General features: G+C 64.6%; 20 protein-coding genes and 1 pseudogene. 10 read left to right on the top strand and 11 right to left on the bottom strand.

Going from position 1 to position 22,238, the window contains the following annotated elements:
- Positions 1 to 12: 12 nt before the first annotated feature.
- The 4 genes from NH448_RS14045 to doeA form a co-directional block, all read right to left on the bottom strand.
- Positions 13 to 1,482, bottom strand: a complete 1,470-nt coding sequence (locus NH448_RS14045; protein ID WP_045992027.1) for an NAD-dependent succinate-semialdehyde dehydrogenase — start codon at positions 1,480 to 1,482, stop codon at positions 13 to 15.
- 246 nt (positions 1,483 to 1,728) lie between these two features.
- A complete protein-coding gene (locus tag NH448_RS14050; RefSeq protein ID WP_045992028.1) occupies positions 1,729 to 2,214 on the bottom strand; it encodes an Lrp/AsnC family transcriptional regulator in 486 nt (161 codons plus the stop codon).
- A 114-nt stretch (positions 2,215 to 2,328) separates the two neighbouring features.
- Positions 2,329 to 3,342, bottom strand: coding sequence for a N(2)-acetyl-L-2,4-diaminobutanoate deacetylase DoeB (gene doeB / locus NH448_RS14055; protein ID WP_045992029.1), 1,014 nt, complete (start codon positions 3,340 to 3,342; stop codon positions 2,329 to 2,331).
- A 186-nt stretch (positions 3,343 to 3,528) separates the two neighbouring features.
- Positions 3,529 to 4,728, bottom strand: a complete 1,200-nt coding sequence (gene doeA / locus NH448_RS14060; protein ID WP_045992030.1) for an ectoine hydrolase DoeA — start codon at positions 4,726 to 4,728, stop codon at positions 3,529 to 3,531.
- Between the two features lie 210 nt (positions 4,729 to 4,938).
- Between doeA and NH448_RS14065 the strand changes: the two genes are divergently transcribed.
- Together NH448_RS14065 and NH448_RS14070 are read left to right on the top strand one after the other, a co-directional pair.
- A complete protein-coding gene (locus NH448_RS14065; RefSeq protein WP_045992031.1) occupies positions 4,939 to 6,345 on the top strand; it encodes a PLP-dependent aminotransferase family protein in 1,407 nt (468 codons plus the stop codon).
- Positions 6,346 to 6,376: 31 nt separating this feature from the next.
- On the top strand, positions 6,377 to 7,321 hold the full coding sequence (locus NH448_RS14070; RefSeq protein ID WP_253028905.1) for a glyoxylate/hydroxypyruvate reductase A: 945 nt from the start codon (positions 6,377 to 6,379) through the stop codon (positions 7,319 to 7,321).
- Between the two features lie 166 nt (positions 7,322 to 7,487).
- Here NH448_RS14070 and yghU read toward each other — a convergent pair whose 3' ends face one another.
- The 5 genes from yghU to NH448_RS14095 all read right to left on the bottom strand — a co-directional run bounded on the left by yghU (position 7,488) and on the right by NH448_RS14095 (position 12,096).
- Positions 7,488 to 8,363 (bottom strand): glutathione-dependent disulfide-bond oxidoreductase, encoded by an 876-nt coding sequence (gene yghU / locus NH448_RS14075; protein WP_253028906.1) that lies wholly within the window; start codon positions 8,361 to 8,363, stop codon positions 7,488 to 7,490.
- A 178-nt stretch (positions 8,364 to 8,541) separates the two neighbouring features.
- Positions 8,542 to 9,300: an SDR family oxidoreductase gene (locus NH448_RS14080; protein ID WP_045992034.1), complete on the bottom strand. Its 759-nt coding sequence runs from the start codon at positions 9,298 to 9,300 to the stop codon at positions 8,542 to 8,544.
- Positions 9,301 to 9,423: 123 nt separating this feature from the next.
- Complete coding sequence (locus NH448_RS14085; protein ID WP_045992035.1) at positions 9,424 to 10,530, bottom strand: alkene reductase; 1,107 nt, start codon at positions 10,528 to 10,530, stop codon at positions 9,424 to 9,426.
- Between the two features lie 285 nt (positions 10,531 to 10,815).
- Complete coding sequence (locus NH448_RS14090) at positions 10,816 to 11,400, bottom strand: TetR/AcrR family transcriptional regulator (RefSeq protein WP_108132469.1); 585 nt, start codon at positions 11,398 to 11,400, stop codon at positions 10,816 to 10,818.
- Positions 11,401 to 11,538: 138 nt separating this feature from the next.
- Positions 11,539 to 12,096 (bottom strand): DJ-1/PfpI family protein, encoded by a 558-nt coding sequence (locus NH448_RS14095; protein WP_045992037.1) that lies wholly within the window; start codon positions 12,094 to 12,096, stop codon positions 11,539 to 11,541.
- 175 nt (positions 12,097 to 12,271) lie between these two features.
- On the opposite strand from NH448_RS14095, the gene NH448_RS14100 reads away from it, so the two are divergent.
- The 7 genes from NH448_RS14100 (at position 12,272) to NH448_RS14130 (ending at position 18,857) form a co-directional block, all read left to right on the top strand.
- A complete protein-coding gene (locus NH448_RS14100; protein ID WP_253028907.1) occupies positions 12,272 to 12,961 on the top strand; it encodes a hypothetical protein in 690 nt (229 codons plus the stop codon).
- 348 nt (positions 12,962 to 13,309) lie between these two features.
- Positions 13,310 to 14,236, top strand: coding sequence for a lysine exporter LysO family protein (locus NH448_RS14105; protein ID WP_222570125.1), 927 nt, complete (start codon positions 13,310 to 13,312; stop codon positions 14,234 to 14,236).
- A 290-nt stretch (positions 14,237 to 14,526) separates the two neighbouring features.
- Positions 14,527 to 15,654, top strand: a complete 1,128-nt coding sequence (locus tag NH448_RS14110; RefSeq protein ID WP_231498612.1) for a LacI family DNA-binding transcriptional regulator — start codon at positions 14,527 to 14,529, stop codon at positions 15,652 to 15,654.
- Positions 15,655 to 15,802: 148 nt separating this feature from the next.
- Entirely contained in the window at positions 15,803 to 17,242 is a 1,440-nt protein-coding gene (locus tag NH448_RS14115; RefSeq protein ID WP_045994065.1) for an ATP-binding protein, read from the top strand.
- Positions 17,239 to 17,946, top strand: a complete 708-nt coding sequence (locus tag NH448_RS14120; RefSeq protein ID WP_045994066.1) for a response regulator — start codon at positions 17,239 to 17,241, stop codon at positions 17,944 to 17,946. Before NH448_RS14115 ends, NH448_RS14120 begins: the two co-directional genes overlap by 4 nt.
- Before the next feature lie 223 nt (positions 17,947 to 18,169).
- On the top strand, positions 18,170 to 18,556 hold the full coding sequence (locus NH448_RS14125; protein WP_222570123.1) for a type II toxin-antitoxin system RelE/ParE family toxin: 387 nt from the start codon (positions 18,170 to 18,172) through the stop codon (positions 18,554 to 18,556).
- Positions 18,537 to 18,857, top strand: a complete 321-nt coding sequence (locus NH448_RS14130) for a DNA-binding transcriptional regulator (protein ID WP_108132465.1) — start codon at positions 18,537 to 18,539, stop codon at positions 18,855 to 18,857. The genes NH448_RS14125 and NH448_RS14130 overlap by 20 nt, the downstream gene beginning before the upstream one ends.
- A gap of 281 nt (positions 18,858 to 19,138) precedes the next feature.
- Here NH448_RS14130 and NH448_RS14135 read toward each other — a convergent pair whose 3' ends face one another.
- The gene (locus NH448_RS14135; protein ID WP_253028908.1) at positions 19,139 to 20,662 is read right to left on the bottom strand and encodes a DUF3360 family protein; all 1,524 of its coding nucleotides are present in this window, start codon (positions 20,660 to 20,662) and stop codon (positions 19,139 to 19,141) included.
- 291 nt (positions 20,663 to 20,953) lie between these two features.
- On the opposite strand from NH448_RS14135, the gene NH448_RS14140 reads away from it, so the two are divergent.
- Complete coding sequence (locus NH448_RS14140; RefSeq protein WP_045994068.1) at positions 20,954 to 21,853, top strand: AraC family transcriptional regulator; 900 nt, start codon at positions 20,954 to 20,956, stop codon at positions 21,851 to 21,853.
- Positions 21,854 to 21,880: 27 nt separating this feature from the next.
- Here NH448_RS14140 and NH448_RS14145 read toward each other — a convergent pair.
- Positions 21,881 to 22,238, bottom strand: a pseudogene (locus tag NH448_RS14145) (hypothetical protein); the annotation flags it as partial.

A 22,238-nucleotide genomic window follows, 5' to 3' on the forward strand; every position in this document is an offset into this window, starting at 1 on the left:
CCCTTCAGGGCATCAGCTGCCGGAGACGGAGCCCAGGGCGCCGAGGCAGTAGTACTTGGTTTCCAGATACTCGTCGATGCCGGTCGCGCCGCCTTCGCGGCCAAGGCCGGACTGCTTGACGCCGCCGAAGGGCACCGGCGGGCCGGTCATCTTCACCGAGTTGACCGATACCATGCCGAACTCCAGCGCCCGCAACAGCTTCCAGATGCGGCGAATATCGTGGGTGTAGACGTAGGCGGCAAGACCATACTCGGTATCGTTGGCCAGGGCGATCACCTCGTCGTCATCGCGATAGGCGGTGACACCGGCCACCGGCGCGAAGCACTCCTGACGCCACACCTGCATGTCCTGGGTCACCCCGGTCAGCAGCACCGGCATGAAGAAGTTCTCGCCCGGCGCCTGGGACTGGTCTCCGGCCACCAGGGTGGCACCCTTCGACAGGGCGTCATCCACCGTGGCGCGGGCATTTTCCACCGCCCGGCGGTGAATCAGCGGGCCGAGATCGACTTCACTTTCCATGCCGTTGCCCACGGTCAGCGCGGCCATGCGCTCGGTGAAATGCTCGATAAAGGCGTCGTGGATCGACTCGTGGACCAGGATGCGGTTGGCCGCCAGGCAGTCCTGACCGGCGGTCTGGAACTTGGCCGCCACCGCGGCCAGGGCCGCTTCCTTGGGGTCCATGTCGGGGCCGATGATAAAGGGCGCATTGCCGCCCAACTCCATGGATACACGCTTGACCGTGGGCGCCGACTGTTCGAGCAGCAGGCGGCCGACCCGGGTCGAGCCGGTGAAGGATACCGCCTTGACGCGATCCTCGGCACACAAAAGCGAGGACACCTGGGCGGCGTCGCCCAGCACCACATTGAAGATGCCCGCCGGAATACCGGCACGCTCGGCCAGCTCCGCCAGCGCCAGCGCCGAGAACGGGGTCTCGTTGGCCGGCTTGACGATCACCGGACAGCCAGCGGCCATGGCGGCGGCGGCCTTGCGGGTGATCATCGCCAGCGGGAAGTTCCACGGCGTGATCAGAAGCGCAATGCCCACCGGCTCCTTGATGGTGCCCAGCGCCGCATTGGGGATGTGGCTGGGGATGGTCTCGCCGTAGGTACGCTTGCCTTCCTCGGCGAACCAGCGCACGAAGCTGGCGCCGTACTCGACCTCGCCACGGGCGTCGGGCATCGGCTTGCCCTGCTCCAGCGTCATGATGGTGGCCAGATCCTCGCGATGGGCCTGCAGCAGGTCGTACCAGGCCAGCAGCCGCTCGCAACGCTCGTCGGCGCGCAGCGCCCGCCACTGGGCAAAGGCCTCGTCGGCGACGTCGACACTGGCGCGGATCTGCTCGGGCTCGAGCAGCGGGATATGGCCGATCACCTCGCCATTGGCGGGGTTGATCACCGCTTCCTCGCGGCCTTCGTCACCGTGGGTCCACTTGCCGCCGATGTAGGCGTACTGACGGAACAGGCGCGGATCGCTGAGTTTCATGACACTACCTCCCCAAGTGTGTCCCGCCGCAAGGTCAGGGGGTGCGGAACACGAAAACGACGTCATGGCCAGCGCCATGTACTGCCGTCATGGTAAGGGAGAAGCCAGGGTCGGACTTTTTGAAGCGCCCGTCTGTCGATGGCGTTTTTTTTGTCCAGAACCGTGAAAACGCGGTTTTTTCTGCAACGCCTGTTTTAGCAAAAACCTGCAAGCCGACAAGAACTTCCGGGCCTGTGCCGATGGCGCTCAGAGCGCCCCGTTGGCCAGCTCGTCGATATCGACTCCCTCGCGAGGAGCCTTGACCGTCTTGGTGACGATATAGGTGAAGTAACGCTCGATGCCGACATCCGAGGTCAGCCAGTCGTCGATCAAGCGCTGGTAGGCGTCGATGGTCTCGGACTCGACCTTGATCAGATAGTCGACTCCCCCGCCCACCGCCACACACTCGGTGACCGCGTCGGTGGCATGCACCAGCGACTCGAAACGCTGGAAGCTTTCGGCATTGTGGGCCTTGAGTTCGATCTGAACCCACACCGGGGTACGCCGGACCAGGGCGCTTGCGTTGATCCGGGCGCAGTAGCCTTCGATGATGCCGGCCTTCTCGAGGCGGCGGACGCGCTCCCAGCAGGGGCTCACCGACAGGTTGATGGCCTCGGCCAGGCGGGACTTGGTGATGCGGCCGTCGCGGGACAGGATGGAGAGGATCTTGAGGTCGTAGCGGTCGAGTTTCATGGCCGGGCTTGTGTGGTTGAACGGGACCGCCCCGCGAGAGGCTCTCGGCGGGGCGCTGATGACGAGAAACGGCGGGCGGGCTCGGGCAAGACGGCATCCCGAGCCCTGGCCCGTTCAGTCGCCCAGGGTCTCGACCACCTCGGCGATGACGGCGATGGTGTCGCCCATGTTCACCTGGGCGGGGAAGCGTCGAGCCGCCAGGATACCATCACGCTCGGCACGGTACTCGATCGGCTCGGCGCCGCTGCGGGTCATGTCGTAGACCCGGGCGATCACGTCTCCCTTGGCAATGCTGTCGCCGAGGGCGTAGGTCAACTCCAGCAGCCCGGTGTGCTCGCTTTGCACATAGCAGCTGGCATCCGGCATATCGAGATAGACCTGGGTCTCGGGCATGGCCACCTCGCCGTCCTTGAGCCCGAAATGGATCAGCACATTGTCGATGCCGCGCTCGGTGATGGCCAGGCTCTCCGGCGTGGAGGTGCCGCCGCCCCCGAGTTCGGTGGCAATGAAGATCTTGCCCTGGTTCTCCACCACGGTGTCGAACAGCGCCGCGGCGTCCAGCTCGAACATCATCATCGCATAGGGCGCGCCGAAGGCCTTGGCCCCTTCCAGCGCCTGACGCTGCTGTTCGGGGTTGTCGAGCACGTGGGAGGCGCCGAAGGGAATGATGTCCAGGGTGCGGCCGCCGGAGTGGAGGTCCAGCACCACGTCGGCCATGGGCACCATCTCCCGGGTGAAGTAGTCGGCGATCTTCTCGGTCACGCTGCCGTCCGGGTCACCGGGGAAGCTGCGGTTCAGGTTGCCACCGTCCATCGGCGAGGTGCGACGGCCGACCTGGGCCGCCGGGGTGTTCATCATCGGTACGATGATCACCCGTCCCTTGACGTCTTCGGCCTTGAGCGAGGTCGAGAGCTTCTGCAGCGCGGTGATCCCCTCGTACTCGTCGCCATGATTGCCACCGGTCAGCAGGGCGGTGGGGCCTTCGCCGTTGGCGATCACGGTCACCGGGATCATCACCGCGCCCCAGGCGGACTCGTCATTGGAAATGGGCAGTTTCAGAAAGCCGTGCTGCACACCCTGGGCGTCGAAGTCGACGGTGGCGGAGATGGGGCTCTTGCGCTTGCTCATGGTGACTCCAGAAACAGGGACAACGGTCAGGTTTGATTGTAGTGGTGATGGGCAACGTCGGTCACCGAGGACCGATCACACCGGGCCGATCACAGAAGGCTAATCAACAGGGCCGATCACATGGGGCTAATCAACAGGGCTAGTCAACAGGGCCTGATCGACAAGCCCTGCTCAGCTAACCCCGGCCTACTTGACGAACAGCTGTCGCGGAAACTCCGCCAGCGGCTCGGCGCCATTTTCGGTGATCAGGATGCTCTCGGTGATCTCGAGCCCCCAGTCGTCCATCCACATCCCGGGCATGAAGTGGAAGGTCATGCCCGGTTGCAGGATGGTCTCGTCAGACGGACGCAGACTCATGGTGCGCTCGCCCCAGTCCGGCGGGTAGCTGATGCCGATGGGATAACCACAGCGCGCACCGCCTCGGTCGAAGCCGTACTTGTCCATGGCCGCGCCGAGCGCCAGGGCGATGTCCGCGGTCCGGTTGCCCGGCTTGGCCACGGCCAGGCCTTTCTCGATGCCTTCGAGCAGTGCCGACTCGCCACGCACGAAATCCCGCGGCGGCTTGCCGAGAAACACCGTGCGCGACAACGGGCAGTGGTAGCGCTTGTAGCAGCCAGCGATCTCGAAGAAGGTGCCCTCGCCTTCGCGAAACGGCGTGTCGTCCCAGGTCAGGTGGGGGGCAGCTGCGTCGCTGCCGGTGGGCAGCAGCGGCACGATGGCGGGATAGTCGCCACCGTAGACGCGCCCTTCGCTGTCGGTCCAGCCCTCGATGCCGACCCGATAGATCTCGGAGACCAGCTTGGACTTGGCAAGGCCCGGCTCGATCATCTCGAGGATGCGCGAGTGCATGCCCTCGACGATACGCGCGGCGATGCGCATGTACTCGATTTCACGCGGTGACTTGATCGCCCGGCACCAGTTGACCAGCGCGTTGGCATCCTGGAAGCGCGCGTGGGGCATCTCCTTGATCAGGCTCTGGTAGGCCTTGGCGGAGAAGTAGTAGTTGTCCATCTCCATGCCCACGACCCCTTCGCACCAGCCGCGATCCGGCATGATCGACTGTGCCAGATACTCCATCGGATGCATCTCGGGATTCTGGACATAGTAGTCGGGGTAGTAGGTGATATTGTCAGGGTCCATCCAGCAGGTACGCAGGGCACCATTGCTGTCCTGACGTCGTCCGTACCACACGGGCTCGCCTTCGAGCCCCACCAGTACGCACTGATGGACATAGAACGACCAGCCGTCATAGCCGGTCAGCCAGGCCATATTGGAGGGATCGCTGACAATCAGCACATCGATGCCTCGCATGGCCATCTCGGCACGCACCTTTCGCAGGCGCTGAGCGTATTCCTCACGAGTGAACGGCAGGGATACCTGAATCATGAAACCACTCGCCACACAGTGTCATCACCGAAAAACCGGACTCATTGGAGTCCGGCGCGCCCTTGAAGCGACATTGCATCCCCTGTAGCGTGCTGACAGGTCACAATTGTCATGAGAAGCTCTTAACAACGTCATGACAATGACTGATCAATGCCGTCTTGCTGATACTAGCACTACGAATAAGCTACCGGTCAAAGGCTTTATTGGATCATGACAATTGACCTGCTGCCATATCTGGACGATAGCCAACCCAAGTATCTTGCGATTGCGCGGGCACTTTCTCGCGCGATCCGTTCCGGTGAGCTTACGCCAGGCACCCGGCTGCCGCCCCATCGACAGTTGGCGGAGCACATAGGCGTCAGCGTCCAGACGGTGTCACGGGCCTATTCACAGGCAGAAAAGATGGGCCTGGTGCAGGCCAGGGTCGGCAGCGGCACCTGGATCAACGCCCTCGATGACAACCGCGAATCCGCCTACCTGAGGGCCGGCGAGCCGCGAACCGAACAGGCGGTGATCGACCTGTCGATCGCCCATCCGGTCTGTCCCCCAAGCCATGACCAGCACTTTCGCGATGCCCTGAGAACGCTGGCCGACAGCGCACATCCCGACGTCTTCACCGCCTGCCGGCCGATCGCCGGCCTGCCCCATCAGCGCGAACGCGCCAGCTGGTGGCTGAACGAGCGCCTGGGCATGCCCGGTGAAGCGGACGACCGCATCCTGACCAACGGTGGCGCCCACGGCATCATGCTGGCGATTTCCAGCGTGGTACAGCACGGCGACCTGGTCCTGACCGAGGCACTGACCGACCATGGCCTGATCGCCCTGTCTCGCACCCTGGGCTTCCAGCTGCGTGGCGTCACCATCGATAGCCAGGGCATCGTACCCGACGCCCTCGACGCCGCCTGTCATCGCTTCAAACCGCGCGCCGTGTGCCTGACCTCGTGCCAGCTCAATCCCACCGGGGCCACCCTGGACGAGAGGCGCCGCGACGAGATCGCCGCCATTCTGGAGCGCCACGGGGTGTGGCTGATCGAGGATGACGTCCACACCCTGCTCGAGCCCGAGCCGCTGATGCCGATCAGCGCGCGCATCCCTTCCCATGCGTTCCACGTCACCAGTCTGACCAAGGCCACCCTGCCTGGGCTTCGCGCCGGCTATCTGACGGTGCCACGCAGTCAGCTGCACCACACCCTGCCCCGCCTGCGGGCGACCTCCTGGATGGCCACACCGCTATGCTTCGAGGTCGCCAATCTATGGCTGGAGGACGGCACCATCGAGCGCATGGCTCAGCAGCAACGCGAACTGCTGGCAGAGCGCCAGCAGCTCGCCGCACGCATCCTGCACAGCCATGGCAGGGCCTCCCGCCCCACCAGCCTGCACGTCTGGCTGTCGCTGCCGGGTAGCTGGCGGGCCGAGGAACTCCAGCAGCTGGCCGAACAGGAAGGGGTGGCCATCACCACCGCGACCCCCTTCATGGTCGAACAGAGTCCGGCGCCACGCCGAGTGCGCCTGAGCCTCGGCGCGGAGCCCGAGATCGAACGTCTCGAGGACGGCCTCAAGCGCCTTGCCAGCCTGCTGGATGACGCTCCGCCGCCCATGATGCAGATTGTCTACTGAACCCCATTCATTCGACCGGAGCGGAATTGTCATGAAGGTGATCGTACACACCGACCAGGCTGACCAGTGGCAGCAGGCGCTAAGCGAGCGGCTGCCCCAGGCCACCATCTGGAAGAGTCAGGAGGCCGACCGCGAGCAGCGCGCCCAGGCGGACTTCCTGGCTGCCTGGAAGCCAGACGAGACGCTGCTGCGGGAGTGCACCGGACTCAAGGGCATCGTCAACCTGGGGGCCGGCGTCGACGCCCTGCTCGGCAACCCGGCCCTGCCTCGCGACGTTCCCATCGTCAAGTTGCGTGACGCTGGCATGGCCGAGCTGATCGCCGATTACGTGCGTTACGGTCTTTTCCACTTCCAGCGCGACTTCGACCGCTACGCTCGCCAGCAGCAGCAGTGCGAGTGGCGTGAGCACGAGGTGATCGACAAGCCGGACTGGCCGGTGGGCGTGCTCGGCCTCGGCGCCATCGGCGCCAAGGTGGCCCGGGCCATCGCCGCCGACGGCTTCCCGGTGCTCGGCTGGAGTCGCTCGCACAAGGATATCGACGGCATCGAATGTCTGAGCGGTGACGAAGGGCTCGACCGGCTCCTGTCGCGGGTGAAGACCCTGGTGCTGCTGCTGCCCGATACCTCCTCGACCCGCCACATCATCAACGCCGAGACACTCGGCAAGATGCGCGAGGGAGCCAGCCTGATCAACCCCGGGCGCGGCACCCTGATCGACGAGGATGCCCTGCTCGCAGCGCTGGGCTACAAGGACCAGCGCCAGGAAGGTCGCCTCCGGGGCGCGCTGCTCGATGCCTTCCCGACAGAGCCGCTGCCGCAATCCAGCCCGCTGTGGCGCCACCCGCGGGTCGTCGTCACCCCTCACATGGCGGGACCGACACCGTTGAGCGAAGCGCTCGATCAGGTCGCTGCAAGCCTCGACGCCCTGGACAAGGGCGAGGACATCGAGACCGTCGACCCCGACGCGGGCTACTGACCCAGGAGCCGGCAAGTGCCAGCGAGGGCCGGTAAGGAACGAGGCGGCGATCGTCTCGCGTTCCAGGCCCGCCCCCGGATCAAGCCCCAGATTGATTCACAAAAAAAGGGCGCCTCCTCGGAGGCGCCCTTGTCGGTGCTGAAACGACAGATTGTCGTTCAAAGGATCAAGCGTCGTCGCCGATCTTGTCCTGGGTACGCAGTTCGAAATCGCTGGCGTCGTGACGCTCATGGAGCTGCTCTTCGGGCTCACCGAAGGTGCGGTTGACCATGCGTCCACGCTGTACCGCCGGGCGCGCATCGATGGCCTTGGCCCAGCGCTGGACGTGCTCGTACTCGTGCACGGACAGGAACTCCGCCGCGTCGTACAGACGCCCCAGAGCAAGCTGACCGTACCAGGCGAAGGTCGCCATGTCGGCGATGCTGTACTCGTCACCGGCCAGGTACTCGTGCTCGGCCAGATGCCGGTCGAGCACGTCGAGCTGGCGCTTGGTCTCCATGGTGAAGCGGTTGATCGGGTACTCGTACTTTTCCGGCGCGTAGGCGTAGAAGTGGCCAAAACCACCGCCCAGGTAGGGGGCCGAGCCCATCTGCCAGAACAGCCAGCTCATCGCTTCGGTACGCGCCTTGTGCTCGGTCGGCAGGAAGGCGCCGAACTTCTCGGCGAGGTAGAGCAGGATCGAACCCGACTCGAAGACCCGGGTCGGCGGCGTGGTGGTGTGGTCCAGCAGGGCCGGAATCTTGGAGTTGGGGTTGATCTCGACGAAGCCGCTGGAGAACTGGTCGCCCTCGCCGATACGGATCAGCCAGGCGTCGTACTCGGCCTGATCGTGGCCCTGCGCCAGCAGTTCCTCGAGCAGGATATTGACCTTGACCCCGTTGGGCGTGGCCAGGGAGTAGAGCTGTAGCGGATGCTTGCCCACCGGCAGCGCCTTGTCGTGGGTCGCACCGGCGATGGGACGGTTGATGCTGGCGAAATGGCCGCCACTCTCACCTTCCCACTTCCAGACCTTCGGCGGCTGATACTCGGCATCGTTGCTCATGATGTTCCTTCTCGTTGAGTGGGGCACCACCCGGCACCGCCGGGTTCATTGATGCAGTAAAGATACACAAGCCTAGCGAAAAATAGCGTCAGACGAAGCACCTCGGAGCGACCTGGCGTATTGCGCCGCGGCCGGACTGGCGTCTCCCGGGACGGCGACGCCAGTCGAACGCCAGCCCTTACAGCTCCTGGCGAGTGGGCCGCAGGATCAGTTCGTTGACGTCGACGTCCCCCGGCTGCTCTACCGCAAAGGCGATCGCCCGCGCCACTGCATCGGCATCGATGGCCAGGGTGTAGAGCTCGTTGACCCCCTCGGCGGTCTCATCATCGCTGATCGTCCGGGTCAATTCGGTGTCGATCGCGCCAGGCGAGATATTGGTCGCGCGAATCTCGCCATTGGATTCCTGACGCAGGCCCTCGGTCAGCGCCTTGACCGCGAACTTGGTCGCGCAATAGACCGACGCGGCGGGGAACACCACATGCCCGGCGACCGAAGACAGATTGATCACGTGGCCTTCGTGCTGTTCGCGCATGGTCGGCAGCACAGCGGCGATACCGTAGAGCACGCCCTTGATGTTGACGTCGACCATCTGCTCCCACTCGTCGACCTTGAGCTTGTCCAACGGCGAAAGCGGCATCAGCCCGGCGTTGTTGACCAGCACGTCGATACGCCCGAATTCATCGCGGGCGAGCTTGGCCAGGGCCTCGACCTGCTCACGGCTGGTCACGTCGGTGACACGGTAGACGGCCTGGCCACCGTCTGCCTTGATGTCGTCGCACAGTGCCTTGAGGCGGTCCTCGCGACGTGCGCCCAGCACCAGGCGGGCGCCACCCTTGGCCAGGCGCTTGGCGGTGGCCTCACCCAGTCCACTGCTGGCACCGGTGATGATCACGACCTTGTCCTTGATACCGTCGGTATTCAGGTTGTTCACGTCCATGCTGTCCTCCTGTCGGGCCTCCAAGGCCCCTTGAAATGTTCCAGATCGATGACTTTTGCAAGACGGCGAACCGCTTGGCGGTCATCGAGAAAAAGATGTCATCGCGCCAGCGATCTTCAAGCGCTAGCGATCTTCGAGAAACGGGTAGTCGGTATAGCCCTTTTCATCGCCGCCGTAGAAGGTGTCGTAGTCCGGCTCATTGAGCTCTGCCCCGCGACGAAAGCGCTCCGGCAGGTCCGGATTGGCGATGAAGGGGCGCCCGAAGGTCACCAGATCGGTCTTGCCGGCGGCGATGCGCTCACGCGCTTCCTCTGCGGTGTAAGCGCCATTGGCGATATAGACACCGCTGAAGCGCTCACGGATGGCGCTGATGATCGATTCGGGGCGACCGTTCTCGTGGTTGCCCTGGAAGGAATCCTCCACGACCTCGAGGTAGGCGATGCCGATCTCGTCGAGCGCGGCGGCGAAGGCCGGGAAGGTCTCCTCGGGCTTCTGGTCGTGGACATCGTTGAAGCTGCCGGTCGGGCTGATGCGTACCCCGACACGGCCCTTGCCCCAGACGTCGACCACCGCACGCACCACTTCGAGAGGCAGTCGCAGGCGGTTTTCCAGGCTGCCACCGTAGGCATCGGTGCGCGCGTTGCTGTCGGACTTGATGAACTGATCGAGCAGGTAGCCGTTGGCGGCGTGCACCTCGACGCCGTCGAAACCGGCTTCGCGGGCGTTGATCGCCGCCTGGCGGTACTGCTCGACGATGCCTGGAAGCTCGTCGGTGTCGAGCGCACGCGGGGTCGGCACTTCCACCATGCCGGACTCGGCGCTGATGAAGGTCTTGGCGCCTTCAGGCTTGATCGCCGAGGGCGCCACCGGGTCGGCGCCACCGGGCTGCAGCTCCGGATGCGAGATTCTTCCCACGTGCCATAGCTGGGCGTGCATACGACCGCCGGCGTCATGCACGGCGTCGGTGACACGGCGCCAGCCAGCGATCTGCTCCTGGCTATGGATGCCCGGGGTAAAGGCGTAACCCTTGCCCTGGGGCGAGATCTGGGTGGCCTCGCTCAGGATCAGGCCCGCGCCGGCCCGCTGACGGTAGTACTCGACATTCATCGCCTGGGGCACGTCCCCCGGTTGGGCCGCGCGAGAACGGGTCAGCGGCGACATCAGCACTCGATTAGGCAGGGTGATGTCACCGAGGACCTGCGGGGTAAAGAGGGGATCTTGCTCGCTCATGGAAACCTCCTGTCGTGAAGCTGATACCACGAGGCGCTGCGGCCTCAGCGAGGATGCACGGCTGAACGGTGGCTGGCGCTTCGTTGGCTCGTCGCCAACCGCTGCCCAAGGTGTTCGACTAACGTCTTAGCGAATGTTCAGCCCTTACCGTACAATTCATGCATCACATATCAAGCACTTTTGTACAAAAATAGAGGGTTTTATAGACCAGTCTATTATTACTTAGGGCCAAGAAAACGGCAGGGGAATAGAGGACCCACCCTGCCACGCCTTCACCTCGATGCGTTAGCGTTTGATACAGGCCAGTAACGTATTCTCGAATTCGGTCAGTGGCTCACAGGTTCTGGCCATCTTGGAGCGCAGCAGAGCCCCCTGCCAGCCCGCCAGAATAAAGGCCGCCATGGCCTGGGGCGTGATGTCGTCACGCACGCTGCCGTCGGCCTGGCCTTCCTTGAGGCAGCTGGTGAAGTAGCCTTCCCAGCGCTTGAAGATGGCGTCCAGGGCATCGCGCAGGCAATCGCTCTGGGATGACATTTCCTGGCCGAGGGTACCGATCAGGCAACCCCGGGTGTGGCCGCACTCGGCCATCGCCTGGCGCACGTCTTCAAAATAGTGGCGCAGGCGCGCAACGGGGGCGTCGTGGGAATTCACCAGCAGCGCCTGGAAGCGCTCGTCGTAGTCTTCGGCGAACACCTCGACCACGGCAAGGCCGAAGGCCTCCTTGCTGGAGAAGTAGTGGTAGAAGGAACCCTTGGGCACGCCAGCAGCCTTGAGCACCGTATTGATGCCCGTCGCCGTATAGCCGTGCTCGGCAAAGGTGTTCATGCCGACCTGTATCAACAGGTCACGTGTAGGAGCCTTGGTTGTCATGCCCCAGACACTAGACCAGTCGTCTAGTCGTCGTCAAGTGGCTTTCTGCCAAGAGCCCAGCGGCCAGGTTTCCAGGGGGACTGGTCTCACTCCTGGCCTGGGCCTGTACCCAGGCCAGAAGGGGCCGGACTGGCGGGCCTACAGCAATTCGTTGAGCTGACGCAGCCACTCCGGGTGCGCGGGCCAGGCAGGCGCGGTCACGAACTTGCCGCAGGTGATGGCGTCGGTGACTTCGATGTCGACAAATTCGCCACCCGCCAGGCGTACCTCGGGGGCGCAGGCGGGATAGGCCGAGATACGATGCCCAGACAGTGACACCGCCGCCGCCAGAAGCTGGGCGCCGTGGCAGACAGCGGCCACCGGCTTCTCGCTGTCGACGAAGTGGCGCACCACTTCCAGCACGCGCTCGTCCAGGCGCAGGTACTCCGGCGCTCGCCCACCGGGGATGACCAGGGCGTCGTAGTCGGCCAGGGTGATGTCGGCGAAGGTCTCGTTAAGCGCGAACAGATGCCCGGCCTTTTCGGTGTAGGTCTGGTCGCCCTCGAAGTCATGGATGGCGGTCTTGACCTTGTCGCCTTCCTTCTTGTCGGGGCACACCGCATCGACACGATGTCCCATGGCCTGCAGGGCCTGGAAGGGCACCATGATTTCGTAGTCCTCGACAAAATCTCCCGCGAGCAGCAGCAAACGTGCCATGTGGCAAACTCCTTGGTCATTGAGGGGCGGCGCAGGGTCATGATGGCGACCATGCTGTAATGCAGCGTAACCACTGGACCGTGCTTCTGCCAGCCCGCCGGGGAACCTTCAGGGCGCACCGGCCTCCCAAGGTGACAGCTCGTTTCCATATGCCACTCAAGCAGCGGACGCTACTATGCCCAGCAACTCCATCGCCTACCGCTCGCCGTCTCTTCGCCCGCGCCTCGCGGCGGGGCTGCTATGGCTACTGTTCTTGCTGCCGTTTGCAGCACAAGCCGCATCGATGGCCAGCTTCGATGCCCGCTACCACCTGTCGGTGGATGGCTGGCCCGATGCCACCGTGCATCATCGGGTGTACCGCGAAGGCGATCACTGGCGCAGCGACATGCGCGCCCAGGTGGCCATCGCCGAAGGTCAGGAAACCGCGCGCTTCGCCGAGAACGGCGACGGCTTGCGTGCGCTGGGCTATTCCAGTGGCTATCGTCTGCTGGGCATCGGCAAGAGCTACCGCCTGGACAACCGTCAGCTTCGGCGTCACCCCGACCGTCAGACCGCTCTGGTGGATCTGTCACGTAGCGTCCAGCGAGAGCGCTGCGCCAGCGGCTGCGAGATTCGCTATCTCGATCACAAGGGCGACATCGAGACACTGGTCGCAAGCCCGCTGCCCACCGCCGCCATCGACGTGAACGGGCGCATGGTGGACGCCCTGCGGGTCCGCCTGGTCGAGCCCGGCAAGGACGACCGCCACATGGTCGTGGCCTTCCACCCGGACCTGCCCGGCCTGCTGCTGGGGGTGGACTACATCAAACGCGGCGAGCGGGTCAGTCGGCTGAGCCTGACCTCCTTGACCACTTCCAACAACTGAAGCTGCTTCGCTTTTCCCTTCTTCGGGTGCCTTTTTGGCCGCTTGTTCAGGCGCTCGTTCAGCCGCCCTGCCTCACCACCATCTGGCCTTCCGCCCCGCCGAGGCCGGCGGCTCGTTGCCAGGATGCCTTGTCGACGTCTGAGGTATGGCACCGATCTTGCCGACCACTGACGCTTTGGTCGTCTTTTCTCCCTTGTGAAACTTGCATAGAGTATTGCGCTTTTGGTCGCGCCGTTGACCACCGATTTGTCCTGCTCATCCTCGACGGACGGGCTCACGAGCGCAGCAATTCATCGATGCGGTGCCTGACCGACATGCACCGCCTCCATCGAGCAAGGAAGTTCGTTCATGTTCACCGGTCTGTTGATCGTGCTGCTGCCGCTGGTGCTGGGCTATCTGGTACCGGTACGCCGCGCAAGCGTCATGGCCTGGATCAATCGCGGCGTCAGCGCATCGATCTACCTGATCCTGCTGTTGATGGGGGTGAGCCTGGCGGGCCTGCCCGACCTGGGCACTCAGCTGTCGCGCATGGGCGGCCAGGCGCTGTTGTTGTTCGTGGTCATCTCGGCCTTCAACCTGGCCGCCCTGTGGTGGCTGTCGCGTCGACTGCGCCTGGACCTTGGCGAAAAACGCGTGATCGACGGCGCCCCGACCAGCAAGCTGGCGGCCATGGCGGGTTCGTTGTCACTGGTCGGGGTGGTGATCGCCGGACTGGTCATCGGGCTGATGCTGGTGGGACGCTGGGGGACGACGCCCTTCGAGCTGGCGGAACACCTGGCAGAATGGGTGCTCTACGTATTGCTGGCGCTGATCGGCTGCCAGCTGCGCAACTCCGGCATGCCGCTCAAACAGATCCTTCTCAATCGTCATGGCCTGTTCATCGCCATGACCCTGGCGGCAAGCTCGCTGATCGGTGGACTCGCCGCTGCACCGATGCTCGGGCTCGCCTGGAACGAGGGCCTGGCCATGGCCTCGGGCTTCGGCTGGTACTCGCTGTCCGGCATTCTGATCGGCGAACACCTGGGGCCGGCTCTGGGCGGCGTCGCCTTCTTCAACGACCTGACCCGGGAACTGCTGGCCTTCGTGCTGATTCCGCTGGTCATGCGACGCTACGCCCCCCTGGCGATCGGTTATGGCGGTGCCACCTCGATGGACTTCACCCTGCCGGTGATCCAGCAGCACGGGGGCGTGCGCTGCGTGCCCATCGCCGTGGTCAGCGGCTTTATCCTGTCGCTGCTGTCACCACCACTCATTCTGTTTCTGGTCGCCCTATGATGCCGGGTCGCAACAACCACTCATTCAGCGCTTTATGGTCGCCCTATGATGCCGGGTCACGACAACCACTCATTCAGCGCTTTATGGTCGCCCTATGATGCCGGATCACGACAACCACTCATTCAGCGCTTTATGGTCGCCCTATGATGCCGGATCGCGACAACCACTCATTCAGCGCTTTATGGTCGCCCTATGATGCCGGATCACGACAACCACTCATTCAGCGCTTTTCGGTAGCGCTGTGATGCTGGAATAAGATGCCCGGTTGTGCTGCCAAGCCGTGACGCCTGGTGGCCCAGCGCTTTATGCTGTCGAGTGCACGCAGCAAGGAAGACAAGCCCGTGGTGAATCCTGAGGACCGCCCCATCACCCTGAAGAATCTGGCCCAGCGACTTGGGGTCTCTACGGCCACCGTCTCCAACGCCTTCAATCGCCCCGATCAGTTGTCTCGCGCCCTGCGCGAGCACATCCTCGAGGAGGCCCGACGCCTGGGCTACCGCGGCCCCGACGCCAGGGCCCGCAGCCTGCGCACCGGGCAGTCCCGCATCGTCGCGGTGGTGCTGGCAGAGACACTGACCTACAGCCTCAACGACGCGGTTTCAAGCGAGCTTCTGACCGGCATCACCGAGGTGCTCGACGCCCACGGGCACACCCTGCTGCTGCTGTCGGGACGTCAGCCCGAATCTCCCCGTCACGCCGACGCACTCTGTCACCCGGGCTCCGCCAGCATGGCCGACGGCTTTGTCGTCTATGGTCTGATGCCCGGGGATCGGCTGATCAACGAGCTGCCGGCCCAGCGTCCACTGGTCGGGGTGGATTTCCATATCGATGCCCGCCCCACCGTCCATATCGACAACGAACCGGCCTGCCACGCCATCGCCTGCCACGCACTGAAAAAACGTCCACGGCGGGTCGGCATCCTCAGCCTGCGCTTGATCGATGAATCCTATAATGGCCCGGTGAGTGCCGAGCATCGCTGTCTCGATGCCCATCGCACCATCACCCGCTCGCGCCTGGACGGTTTCCACCGCGCCCTGGACGAACACGACATCGACCCCACCAGCGTCCCGGTGTGGAACATCGACGAGAACACCCACGCGGTCTGCGCCACGGTGATCGAGGAGATCCTCGACCTGCCGGCAGAACAGCGCCCGGATCTGCTTTTGTGCATGTCCGACCGCATCGCCCTGACCGTCCTGACCCTGGCCGAACAGCGTGGCATCCGCGTCCCCGAGGACCTGCGCCTGACCGGCTTCGACGGTATCGAAGAAGGCCAGTACCGCGCCCCGCGCCTGACCACCGTGCGCCAAGACAGCATCGAGAAGGGGCGCGTCGCCGCGCGCATGGTGCTGGGTCTGGAACCCGCCGAGAACCGCCTATTGGGAACGCGACTGCTGATCGGGGAAAGCTGTCCCTGACGGTCTGACCGCTACGGACTGAGGTGATCGCTCGACTCATCCGTCGGCGAAGGCTGCACAAAGGTTTCACCGTTATTGGCGCCTTTTTGGCGCCGACGATGGCATGCTGTGTTCATCTTTTTCGCCATTTCGGTCAAGGAATCGTCGCATGTCCGCGAAACGCCTGTTTCGCCCGGCCTTCTCACGCTTGGGTCTGAAGCTCTTCGTCATCATCCTGGTGGTCAATGTGGCCATCGCCGGGCTGGTGTTCGTGGCGATTTCGCGCAGCCTCGACCAGGGCTTCATCGAGTACCTCGACCGCTCCCAGACCCAGCGCGCCGAGACCCTGGCGGAAGGCCTCGGCGAGGCCTGGGCGCGACGCCAGAACTGGCAGTGGCTGCGCCAGTCGCCGCGCGCCTGGCACCACCTGGTACGCCGCCAGCTTTGGCCCGGCGACAACCTGCCGCCGATGAGCATCGAAGGCGACCTGGGCGATCCCAGGGACTTCGTGCTCCATGACGAAAGCGGCCTGCCGGTGATCGGCCTGCCCCCGGACAAGGACGACATGGCCGCCGAGCTGCGCTGGCTGCCGGTGATGAGCGCGGGCCGCCAGGTCGGCACCCTGGGCTATCGCCCGCCGGAGCAGTTAATGGCACGCATGGACCGGCTGTTTCTGGCCCAGCAGCAACGCAACCTGACCATCATCGTCATCGCCCTGGCGCTGACCTCGCTGCTGCTGGCCGCCGCCCTGTCCTGGTGGATGGGCCGACGCGCCCGCGGCATGGCACTGGCCACCCGCCGGCTGACCGAGGGCGACTACAGCATCCGCCTGCCGGAGCGCGGTCGCGACGAGCTGTCCAGCCTGTCCCACGACTTCAATGTGCTGGCGGAAACCCTGGAAGCCAGCCGCGAGGCACGTACCCGCTGGGTTTCCGACATCGCCCATGAGCTGCGTACCCCACTGGCGGTGCTGCGCGGCGAGATCGAAGCGATGCAGGACGGCATTCGCGCCCTCGACCAGGACAACCTGCGCTCGCTGTCCCAGGAGGTCGGCCAGTTAGAGCGCCTGGTCGCCGACCTGCGCCTGCTGTCCCAGAGCGACGCCGGCGCACTGGAAGTCCAGCTCGCACCGCTGGACCTGGGCGAGCAACTGGCCACCCGGCTGGACGAAGCCGAGGGCTGGCTTGCCGATCATGGCCTGACCCTCGAGCACGATATTCAGGGCCCGGCGTGGATTCGCGGCGACCTGCAGCGCCTGCGCCAGCTATGGAACAACCTGATTGACAATACCTGCGCCTACACCCAGGCGCCGGGGCGACTCAAGGTATCGCTGCGGCGTGAGGCCGACGACTGGGTGCTGCGCTGGGAAGACAGCGCCCCCGGGGTACCGGTCAACGAACTGCCGCGGCTGACCGAACGCCTCTACCGGGTGGAAGGCTCGCGCAACCGCTCAAGCGGCGGCAGCGGCCTGGGGCTGTCCATCGCCACCGCCCTGGCCCGCGCCCACGACACCGACATGCGCCCCTCCCCTTCCGAGCTTGGCGGGTTATGCTGGACCCTGCGTTTTCCGGCCCTGCCGGACCATCAGCAGCACGAGGACGATGAATGAACGACACCGACGCCAGTCTCGACGACATCCTGATCGTCGAAGACGAACCCAAGATCGCCCGTCTGGTGGCGGACTACCTGGAGGGTAGCGGCTACGCCACCCACCATATCGACCACGGCGACCAGGTGGTCGGCTACCTCAGCGAGGCCGAGTCACGCCCCAGCCTGGTGCTGCTGGACCTGATGCTGCCTGGCACCGACGGCCTGACCCTGTGCCGCGAGATCCGTCAGCGCTGGCCCGATATCGCGGTGGTGATGCTGACCGCCCGAGTCGAGGAGGTCGACCGCCTGCTGGGCCTCGAACTGGGTGCCGACGACTACATCTGCAAGCCGTTCAGCCCGCGCGAGGTGGTCGCCCGGGTCAAGGCTGTGCTGCGCCGCAGCCAGGCACACCAGCAGGACAGCGAAGCCAACCACGACCTGGTGCTGGACGAAAGCGGCTGGCGCGCCCTGGCCGACGGTCAGGACCTTGGCCTCACCGCGGTGGAGTTCCAGCTGCTCAAGGTGATGATGCACTCGCCGGGGCGAATCTTCGCCCGCGAGCAGTTGATGGACCACATGTACCGCGACCACCGCATCGTCTCCGAGCGCACCGTGGACAGCCATATCAAGAAGCTGCGCAAGAAGATCGCCGATATCTGGCCCGAGCGGGAGATCATCCGCTCCGTCTACGGCGTCGGTTACAAGTACCAGCCGGAAGAGTGATCCTCGGGGCTGCCTGTCATGGCAGCCGTCCCTCCGCAGCCGTCCCTCGGCGGCTGGACATCGTCCGGCCGCGCTGCCTTTCCCTTTTTCTGCTTGATGCCCCGAGTCTTATGCATCGAAAAGGAGACACTGCCCTGCAACGCCCTGCTGCAGGCAGGACAGTTGCTGCGGGCCGCATGATGTCACACTATGTAGTACACTACGAATGGCAAGGGCACGGCCGGTGAGGATCTTCAAGAACGCCTGGTTTGAACGCTTCGCCAGAAAACAGAAACTTGACGACGCCGCGCTGCGCGACGCTATCCAGCGAGCGGAACGGGGCTTGATCGATGCTGACCTGGGCGGAGGCGTGATCAAGCAGCGGGTGGCTCGTCCCGGGCAAGGCAAGTCAGGCGGCTACCGCACGATCATCCTCTACCGCCAGGCACACCGAGCCTTCTTCGTTTACGGCTTCGCCAAGAGCCAACAGAGCAATATCAGCGACGAGGAAAAGGTTGCGTTCAAACGGGCCGCCCAACACATCCTCGAGCTGTCAGAAGAGCACCTGGTCGAGTTGATTCATAAGGGGCATTTTTTGGAGGTGGAAGACGATGGCGAAGAAATACCGTAGCGAAGCGATGGCGGCGATCCATGAAACCATGGAAGCTCTGCACGAGGTAGGCGCCGTCGACAAGCAAACGATGCGCGACTTCGATGAGAGCTGCCTCACCACGGTAGAAATGATTTCCCCCGACGCCATCAGAGCGCTGCGCGAGCGCGAAAATCTTTCTCAGTCTGTCTTCGCTCGCTACCTCAACGTCAGCAAGAACCTGGTCTCAGACTGGGAGCGCGGCGTGAAGCGTCCTGGAGGGCCCGCGCTGAGGCTACTGGCAGTCATCCAGAAAAAAGGCATTCAGGCCATCGCTTGCTGAGCGCGCCTCTCCATACCTGCCGGTGGAAGGGCCACTTGCGTGGAGAGGCGAATCGACCTCCGTACTCAGGGGGGCCGCCATATATCACGTTGTGCCCTCTGTCACGCTGCCATGGCCGTAACCGAGAGCCCCTTCTAACTGTTTCGCCTCGACTGACGGCAGACCCGAAGATTCAGTCGCCAGCACCAAGCAAGCCGGTCGGGGAAGTGTCTCGACCGACTCACCAATAACGCAAGAGGCCGCCCCTGGGCGGCCTCTTGCGTATGGCACTTGCGCTCGATCTAGAACAGCGCGGGAATCCCGTACTGTCCCTCGAACATGCCCACCGCCAGCATGGCGAACAGACACACCGCCAGCACCGAGGCGGGGATGATCAGACGGTCGGCCAGCGACAGCTGGGTGGCGCGTTCGCGATCACCGATCCAGCCGTTGTTGTCGAGCAGCATGGTCACCGCCCAGGCCAGCACCGGGTTGGTGACCGCCGCGGCGAACAGGCAAACGCCGGCGGCCTGGGCGTCGCGGCTTTCCTTGATCATTTGCACGCCGGCCTCGAGCATCGGCAGGAAGACTCCGACCAAAAGCGCCACGCACATCACCGGCGGCCACACCGCCACATCCATGGGAAAGCCGAGGATGGCGATGGCGATGGTCAACAGCCCCAGCAAAATGGCGCCGGCGGGAATCGGCCGCTTGGCGATGGCCGCCGGGATCATGTAGGTGCCCCAGGACGAGGTGATATTGCCACCGCCGAGGGCGGTACCGACCACCTGACGCAGCGAGCACATCGTCATGGTGTCGTCGACGTCCATCAATACCCGGTCGGTACCCTTGGGATAGTTCATCTCCTGGAAGATGCGATGACCGAGAAAGTCCGGTGACCACATGGCAACCGCCAGGATCGCGAACGGCAGCGAGGCGATGAAGTGCTGCATGTTCGGCAGCCCCAGCATCCAGCCGTGGTCGGTGCTGCCCCACCAGTAGCTCGGGCTGAGCGGCGGCAGGCCGGTCTCGGTGGTGAACTCGAGATCGAAGCCCGCTCCCAGCGCCAGCGCCACCACCAGGCCGGTGACCGCGCAGGCGGGAATCGCCAGCCAGCGCTTGCCCAGCCGCGCCAGCACGGCGTACAGCAGGATATTGACCGCCAGCACCACCAGGGCGACGTAACCCATCTGGCCCTCGAGCCCCATGCCCCACGCCTTGAGGCTACCGATCTGGCTCATGGCGCCGGAAAAGCCGAGAAAGATCAGCAGACCACCGGCGGTGCCCTGGGAGGTCAGGTTGACCAGGCGCGAGCCGCCCTTGACCCAGGAAAGGCCGAGGCCGAAGGCGCCGATCCACAGCGCCAGGGCCAGCGGGTGGGCACCGGCAAGGGCCATGCTGGCGATCAGCGGAATCATCGGGCCGTGATTGCCGGCCAGGTTGGCACGCGGATTGAAGATACCCGAGCCCAGCACGCAGAACAGCAGGACCGGCAACAGCATCTCCAGACGCGAGACGGCGATGGCGAACTCGCGCCCCAGGGTGACATCGGGCCAGGCGGCGGACAGGCCATTGGCCCAGGACATCATCACCGCCGAGTACATGGCGATGATGCCGATGGTGCCGGCAATCGCCGGTACCAGGTCTTCGAGTTCGAAGTGGAAGTCCCGGCCGATCAGATTAAGACCATAGCGCCGGGGACGCATGCTCTTGAGTTCATGCTCGAGGTAGTCGGAACGGCTGGCAAATTCGCTGGCATCGCGGTGCATCTCGCGATAGCTGGGGGCCTCGCCGGCCTCCCGGGTGGACGTCACGGTGTCTGTCATGAGGATCTCGATGTCTGAGGTGACGCTGCTGTCCGACGCCGAGCCAAGTCCCCTTGACCGTTCGTCGAATTGACAGCGCGCCTTGAAAAAAGATGACAGACCTTAACAATGCCCCCCGCGGGCCTCGTTGACGGCTATCAGGCTTTGGCCTCGCCAAGGGTTGTGACGCCAAAAATGCCTGACAAACTCCCCTCTCCCTTGATCCAGCGCAGGCGTCTCTTGCCTGGCATCCCAGGATCGACGAGAGTGAAGACCTCGACGCAGCCACGGCGTCTTGCCAGGAAGACCGTCATGCCCCCCAGGATCGCTGCCACCTTTTCCCGCTACCTGCGCGACCCGCGGATGCCCCAGGTCGAGGCGCGCCGAGTCAGGGGCGGGCACCGGCTCAGCCACGCACCCCACAGCCACGACACCCACTCGCTGGGCGCGATCGTCCAGGGCCACTCGAGCTTCCTCAACCGCCACCGTACCCTAGAGGTGCGCCAGGGAGACGTGGTGCTGATCAACCCCGGCGACGTCCACGCCTGCAACGCCTTGAGCGAGCGAGACTGGGGCTACGACATGCTCTACCTGGACAGCGCCTGGCTGACCGAGCGCTGCGGCCTCGACGGCGATGACGGTGCGGTGTTCTCGGCACTGACGACGCAAGACGCCGCCCTTCACCAAGTCATTCGCGTCGCCACCGACGCCCTTGCCGATGGGGATGCCAGCCTGCTTGAGCGCGAGACCGTGCTTGAGCGGCTCGCCGAGCGCCTGACAGGCCTGCTCGACCTGCCGGCGCAAGGCGAGGCAGAACACGGCGCGCCTCCCGAGCGACTGGTGCGCGCCTGGGAGCGTCTTCACGACGACTGGCAGCAAGAGCTGCGCCTGGACGACCTCTGCGCCGCCGCCGAGTGCCGCGCCACCAGCCTGATTTCGGGCTTTCGACGTCACTATGCCACCACGCCCCATGCGGCGCTGATCGACCTGCGCGTGCGTCACGCCAGGCAACGACTGCGACGGGGCGATCCCATCGCTGCGGTCGCCAACGACTGCGGCTTCGCCGACCAGGCGCACCTGCAACGCACCTTCAAGAAGCTGCTGGCCACCACTCCGGGGCACTATATCCAGAGTCATATGCAGGATCAGATGCAGGGTCAGATGCCAGGCCCGTTGAAGGGTCAGATTCAGCACCTTAAGCAGCGCGCCTGACCGTCGGACCGGTGCCCGCAAGCTGCCTCACAGCAGCATCAGCGCGCCACTAAAAATCAGCAAGGCCGCCAGCAGGCGCTGGAGGACCCGCCGTCTTGCCTCGCACGACAGCCAGCCCCGGGCGTGTCCACCAAGCCACGCCCAGCCGATGGCGCTCGCCAGACAGACGCTGCCCCAGACCAGGGTGAAAAGCGCGATATCGACGCTTTCCCGTCCCGCCGTGAACAGTCCCAGCCCTGCCAACGAGGCGATCCAGGCCTTGGGGTTGAGCCACTGCATCAGCGCGCCGGTGGCGGGCCCCGGCGGTTCGCGCCGCTGGTCCGTGCCCCAGTCGCCTGCGTCCGTCAACAGGCGCCAGGCCAGCCAGGCCACAAAGCTCAGGCCC

The sequence above is a fragment of the Halomonas sp. OfavH-34-E genome (assembly GCF_024124525.1).
GTDB classification, from domain to species: Bacteria; Pseudomonadota; Gammaproteobacteria; order Pseudomonadales; family Halomonadaceae; genus Halomonas; species Halomonas litopenaei.

Bases quoted from the DNA above. Each gene is read 5' to 3' on its own strand.
- NH448_RS14045 (WP_045992027.1), bottom strand. From the start codon at position 1,482: ATGAAACTCAGCGATCCGCGCCTGTTCCGTCAGTACGCCTACATCGGC.
- NH448_RS14050 (WP_045992028.1), bottom strand. From the start codon at position 2,214: ATGAAACTCGACCGCTACGACCTCAAGATCCTCTCCATCCTGTCCCGC.
- doeB (WP_045992029.1), bottom strand. From the start codon at position 3,342: ATGAGCAAGCGCAAGAGCCCCATCTCCGCCACCGTCGACTTCGACGCC.
- doeA (WP_045992030.1), bottom strand. From the start codon at position 4,728: ATGATTCAGGTATCCCTGCCGTTCACTCGTGAGGAATACGCTCAGCGC.
- NH448_RS14065 (WP_045992031.1), top strand. From the start codon at position 4,939: ATGACAATTGACCTGCTGCCATATCTGGACGATAGCCAACCCAAGTAT.
- NH448_RS14070 (WP_253028905.1), top strand. From the start codon at position 6,377: ATGAAGGTGATCGTACACACCGACCAGGCTGACCAGTGGCAGCAGGCG.
- yghU (WP_253028906.1), bottom strand. From the start codon at position 8,363: ATGAGCAACGATGCCGAGTATCAGCCGCCGAAGGTCTGGAAGTGGGAA.
- NH448_RS14080 (WP_045992034.1), bottom strand. From the start codon at position 9,300: ATGGACGTGAACAACCTGAATACCGACGGTATCAAGGACAAGGTCGTG.
- NH448_RS14085 (WP_045992035.1), bottom strand. From the start codon at position 10,530: ATGAGCGAGCAAGATCCCCTCTTTACCCCGCAGGTCCTCGGTGACATC.
- NH448_RS14090 (WP_108132469.1), bottom strand. From the start codon at position 11,400: ATGACAACCAAGGCTCCTACACGTGACCTGTTGATACAGGTCGGCATG.
- NH448_RS14095 (WP_045992037.1), bottom strand. From the start codon at position 12,096: ATGGCACGTTTGCTGCTGCTCGCGGGAGATTTTGTCGAGGACTACGAA.
- NH448_RS14100 (WP_253028907.1), top strand. From the start codon at position 12,272: ATGCCCAGCAACTCCATCGCCTACCGCTCGCCGTCTCTTCGCCCGCGC.
- NH448_RS14105 (WP_222570125.1), top strand. From the start codon at position 13,310: ATGTTCACCGGTCTGTTGATCGTGCTGCTGCCGCTGGTGCTGGGCTAT.
- NH448_RS14115 (WP_045994065.1), top strand. From the start codon at position 15,803: ATGTCCGCGAAACGCCTGTTTCGCCCGGCCTTCTCACGCTTGGGTCTG.
- NH448_RS14120 (WP_045994066.1), top strand. From the start codon at position 17,239: ATGAACGACACCGACGCCAGTCTCGACGACATCCTGATCGTCGAAGAC.
- NH448_RS14130 (WP_108132465.1), top strand. From the start codon at position 18,537: ATGGCGAAGAAATACCGTAGCGAAGCGATGGCGGCGATCCATGAAACC.
- NH448_RS14135 (WP_253028908.1), bottom strand. From the start codon at position 20,662: ATGACAGACACCGTGACGTCCACCCGGGAGGCCGGCGAGGCCCCCAGC.
- NH448_RS14140 (WP_045994068.1), top strand. From the start codon at position 20,954: ATGCCCCCCAGGATCGCTGCCACCTTTTCCCGCTACCTGCGCGACCCG.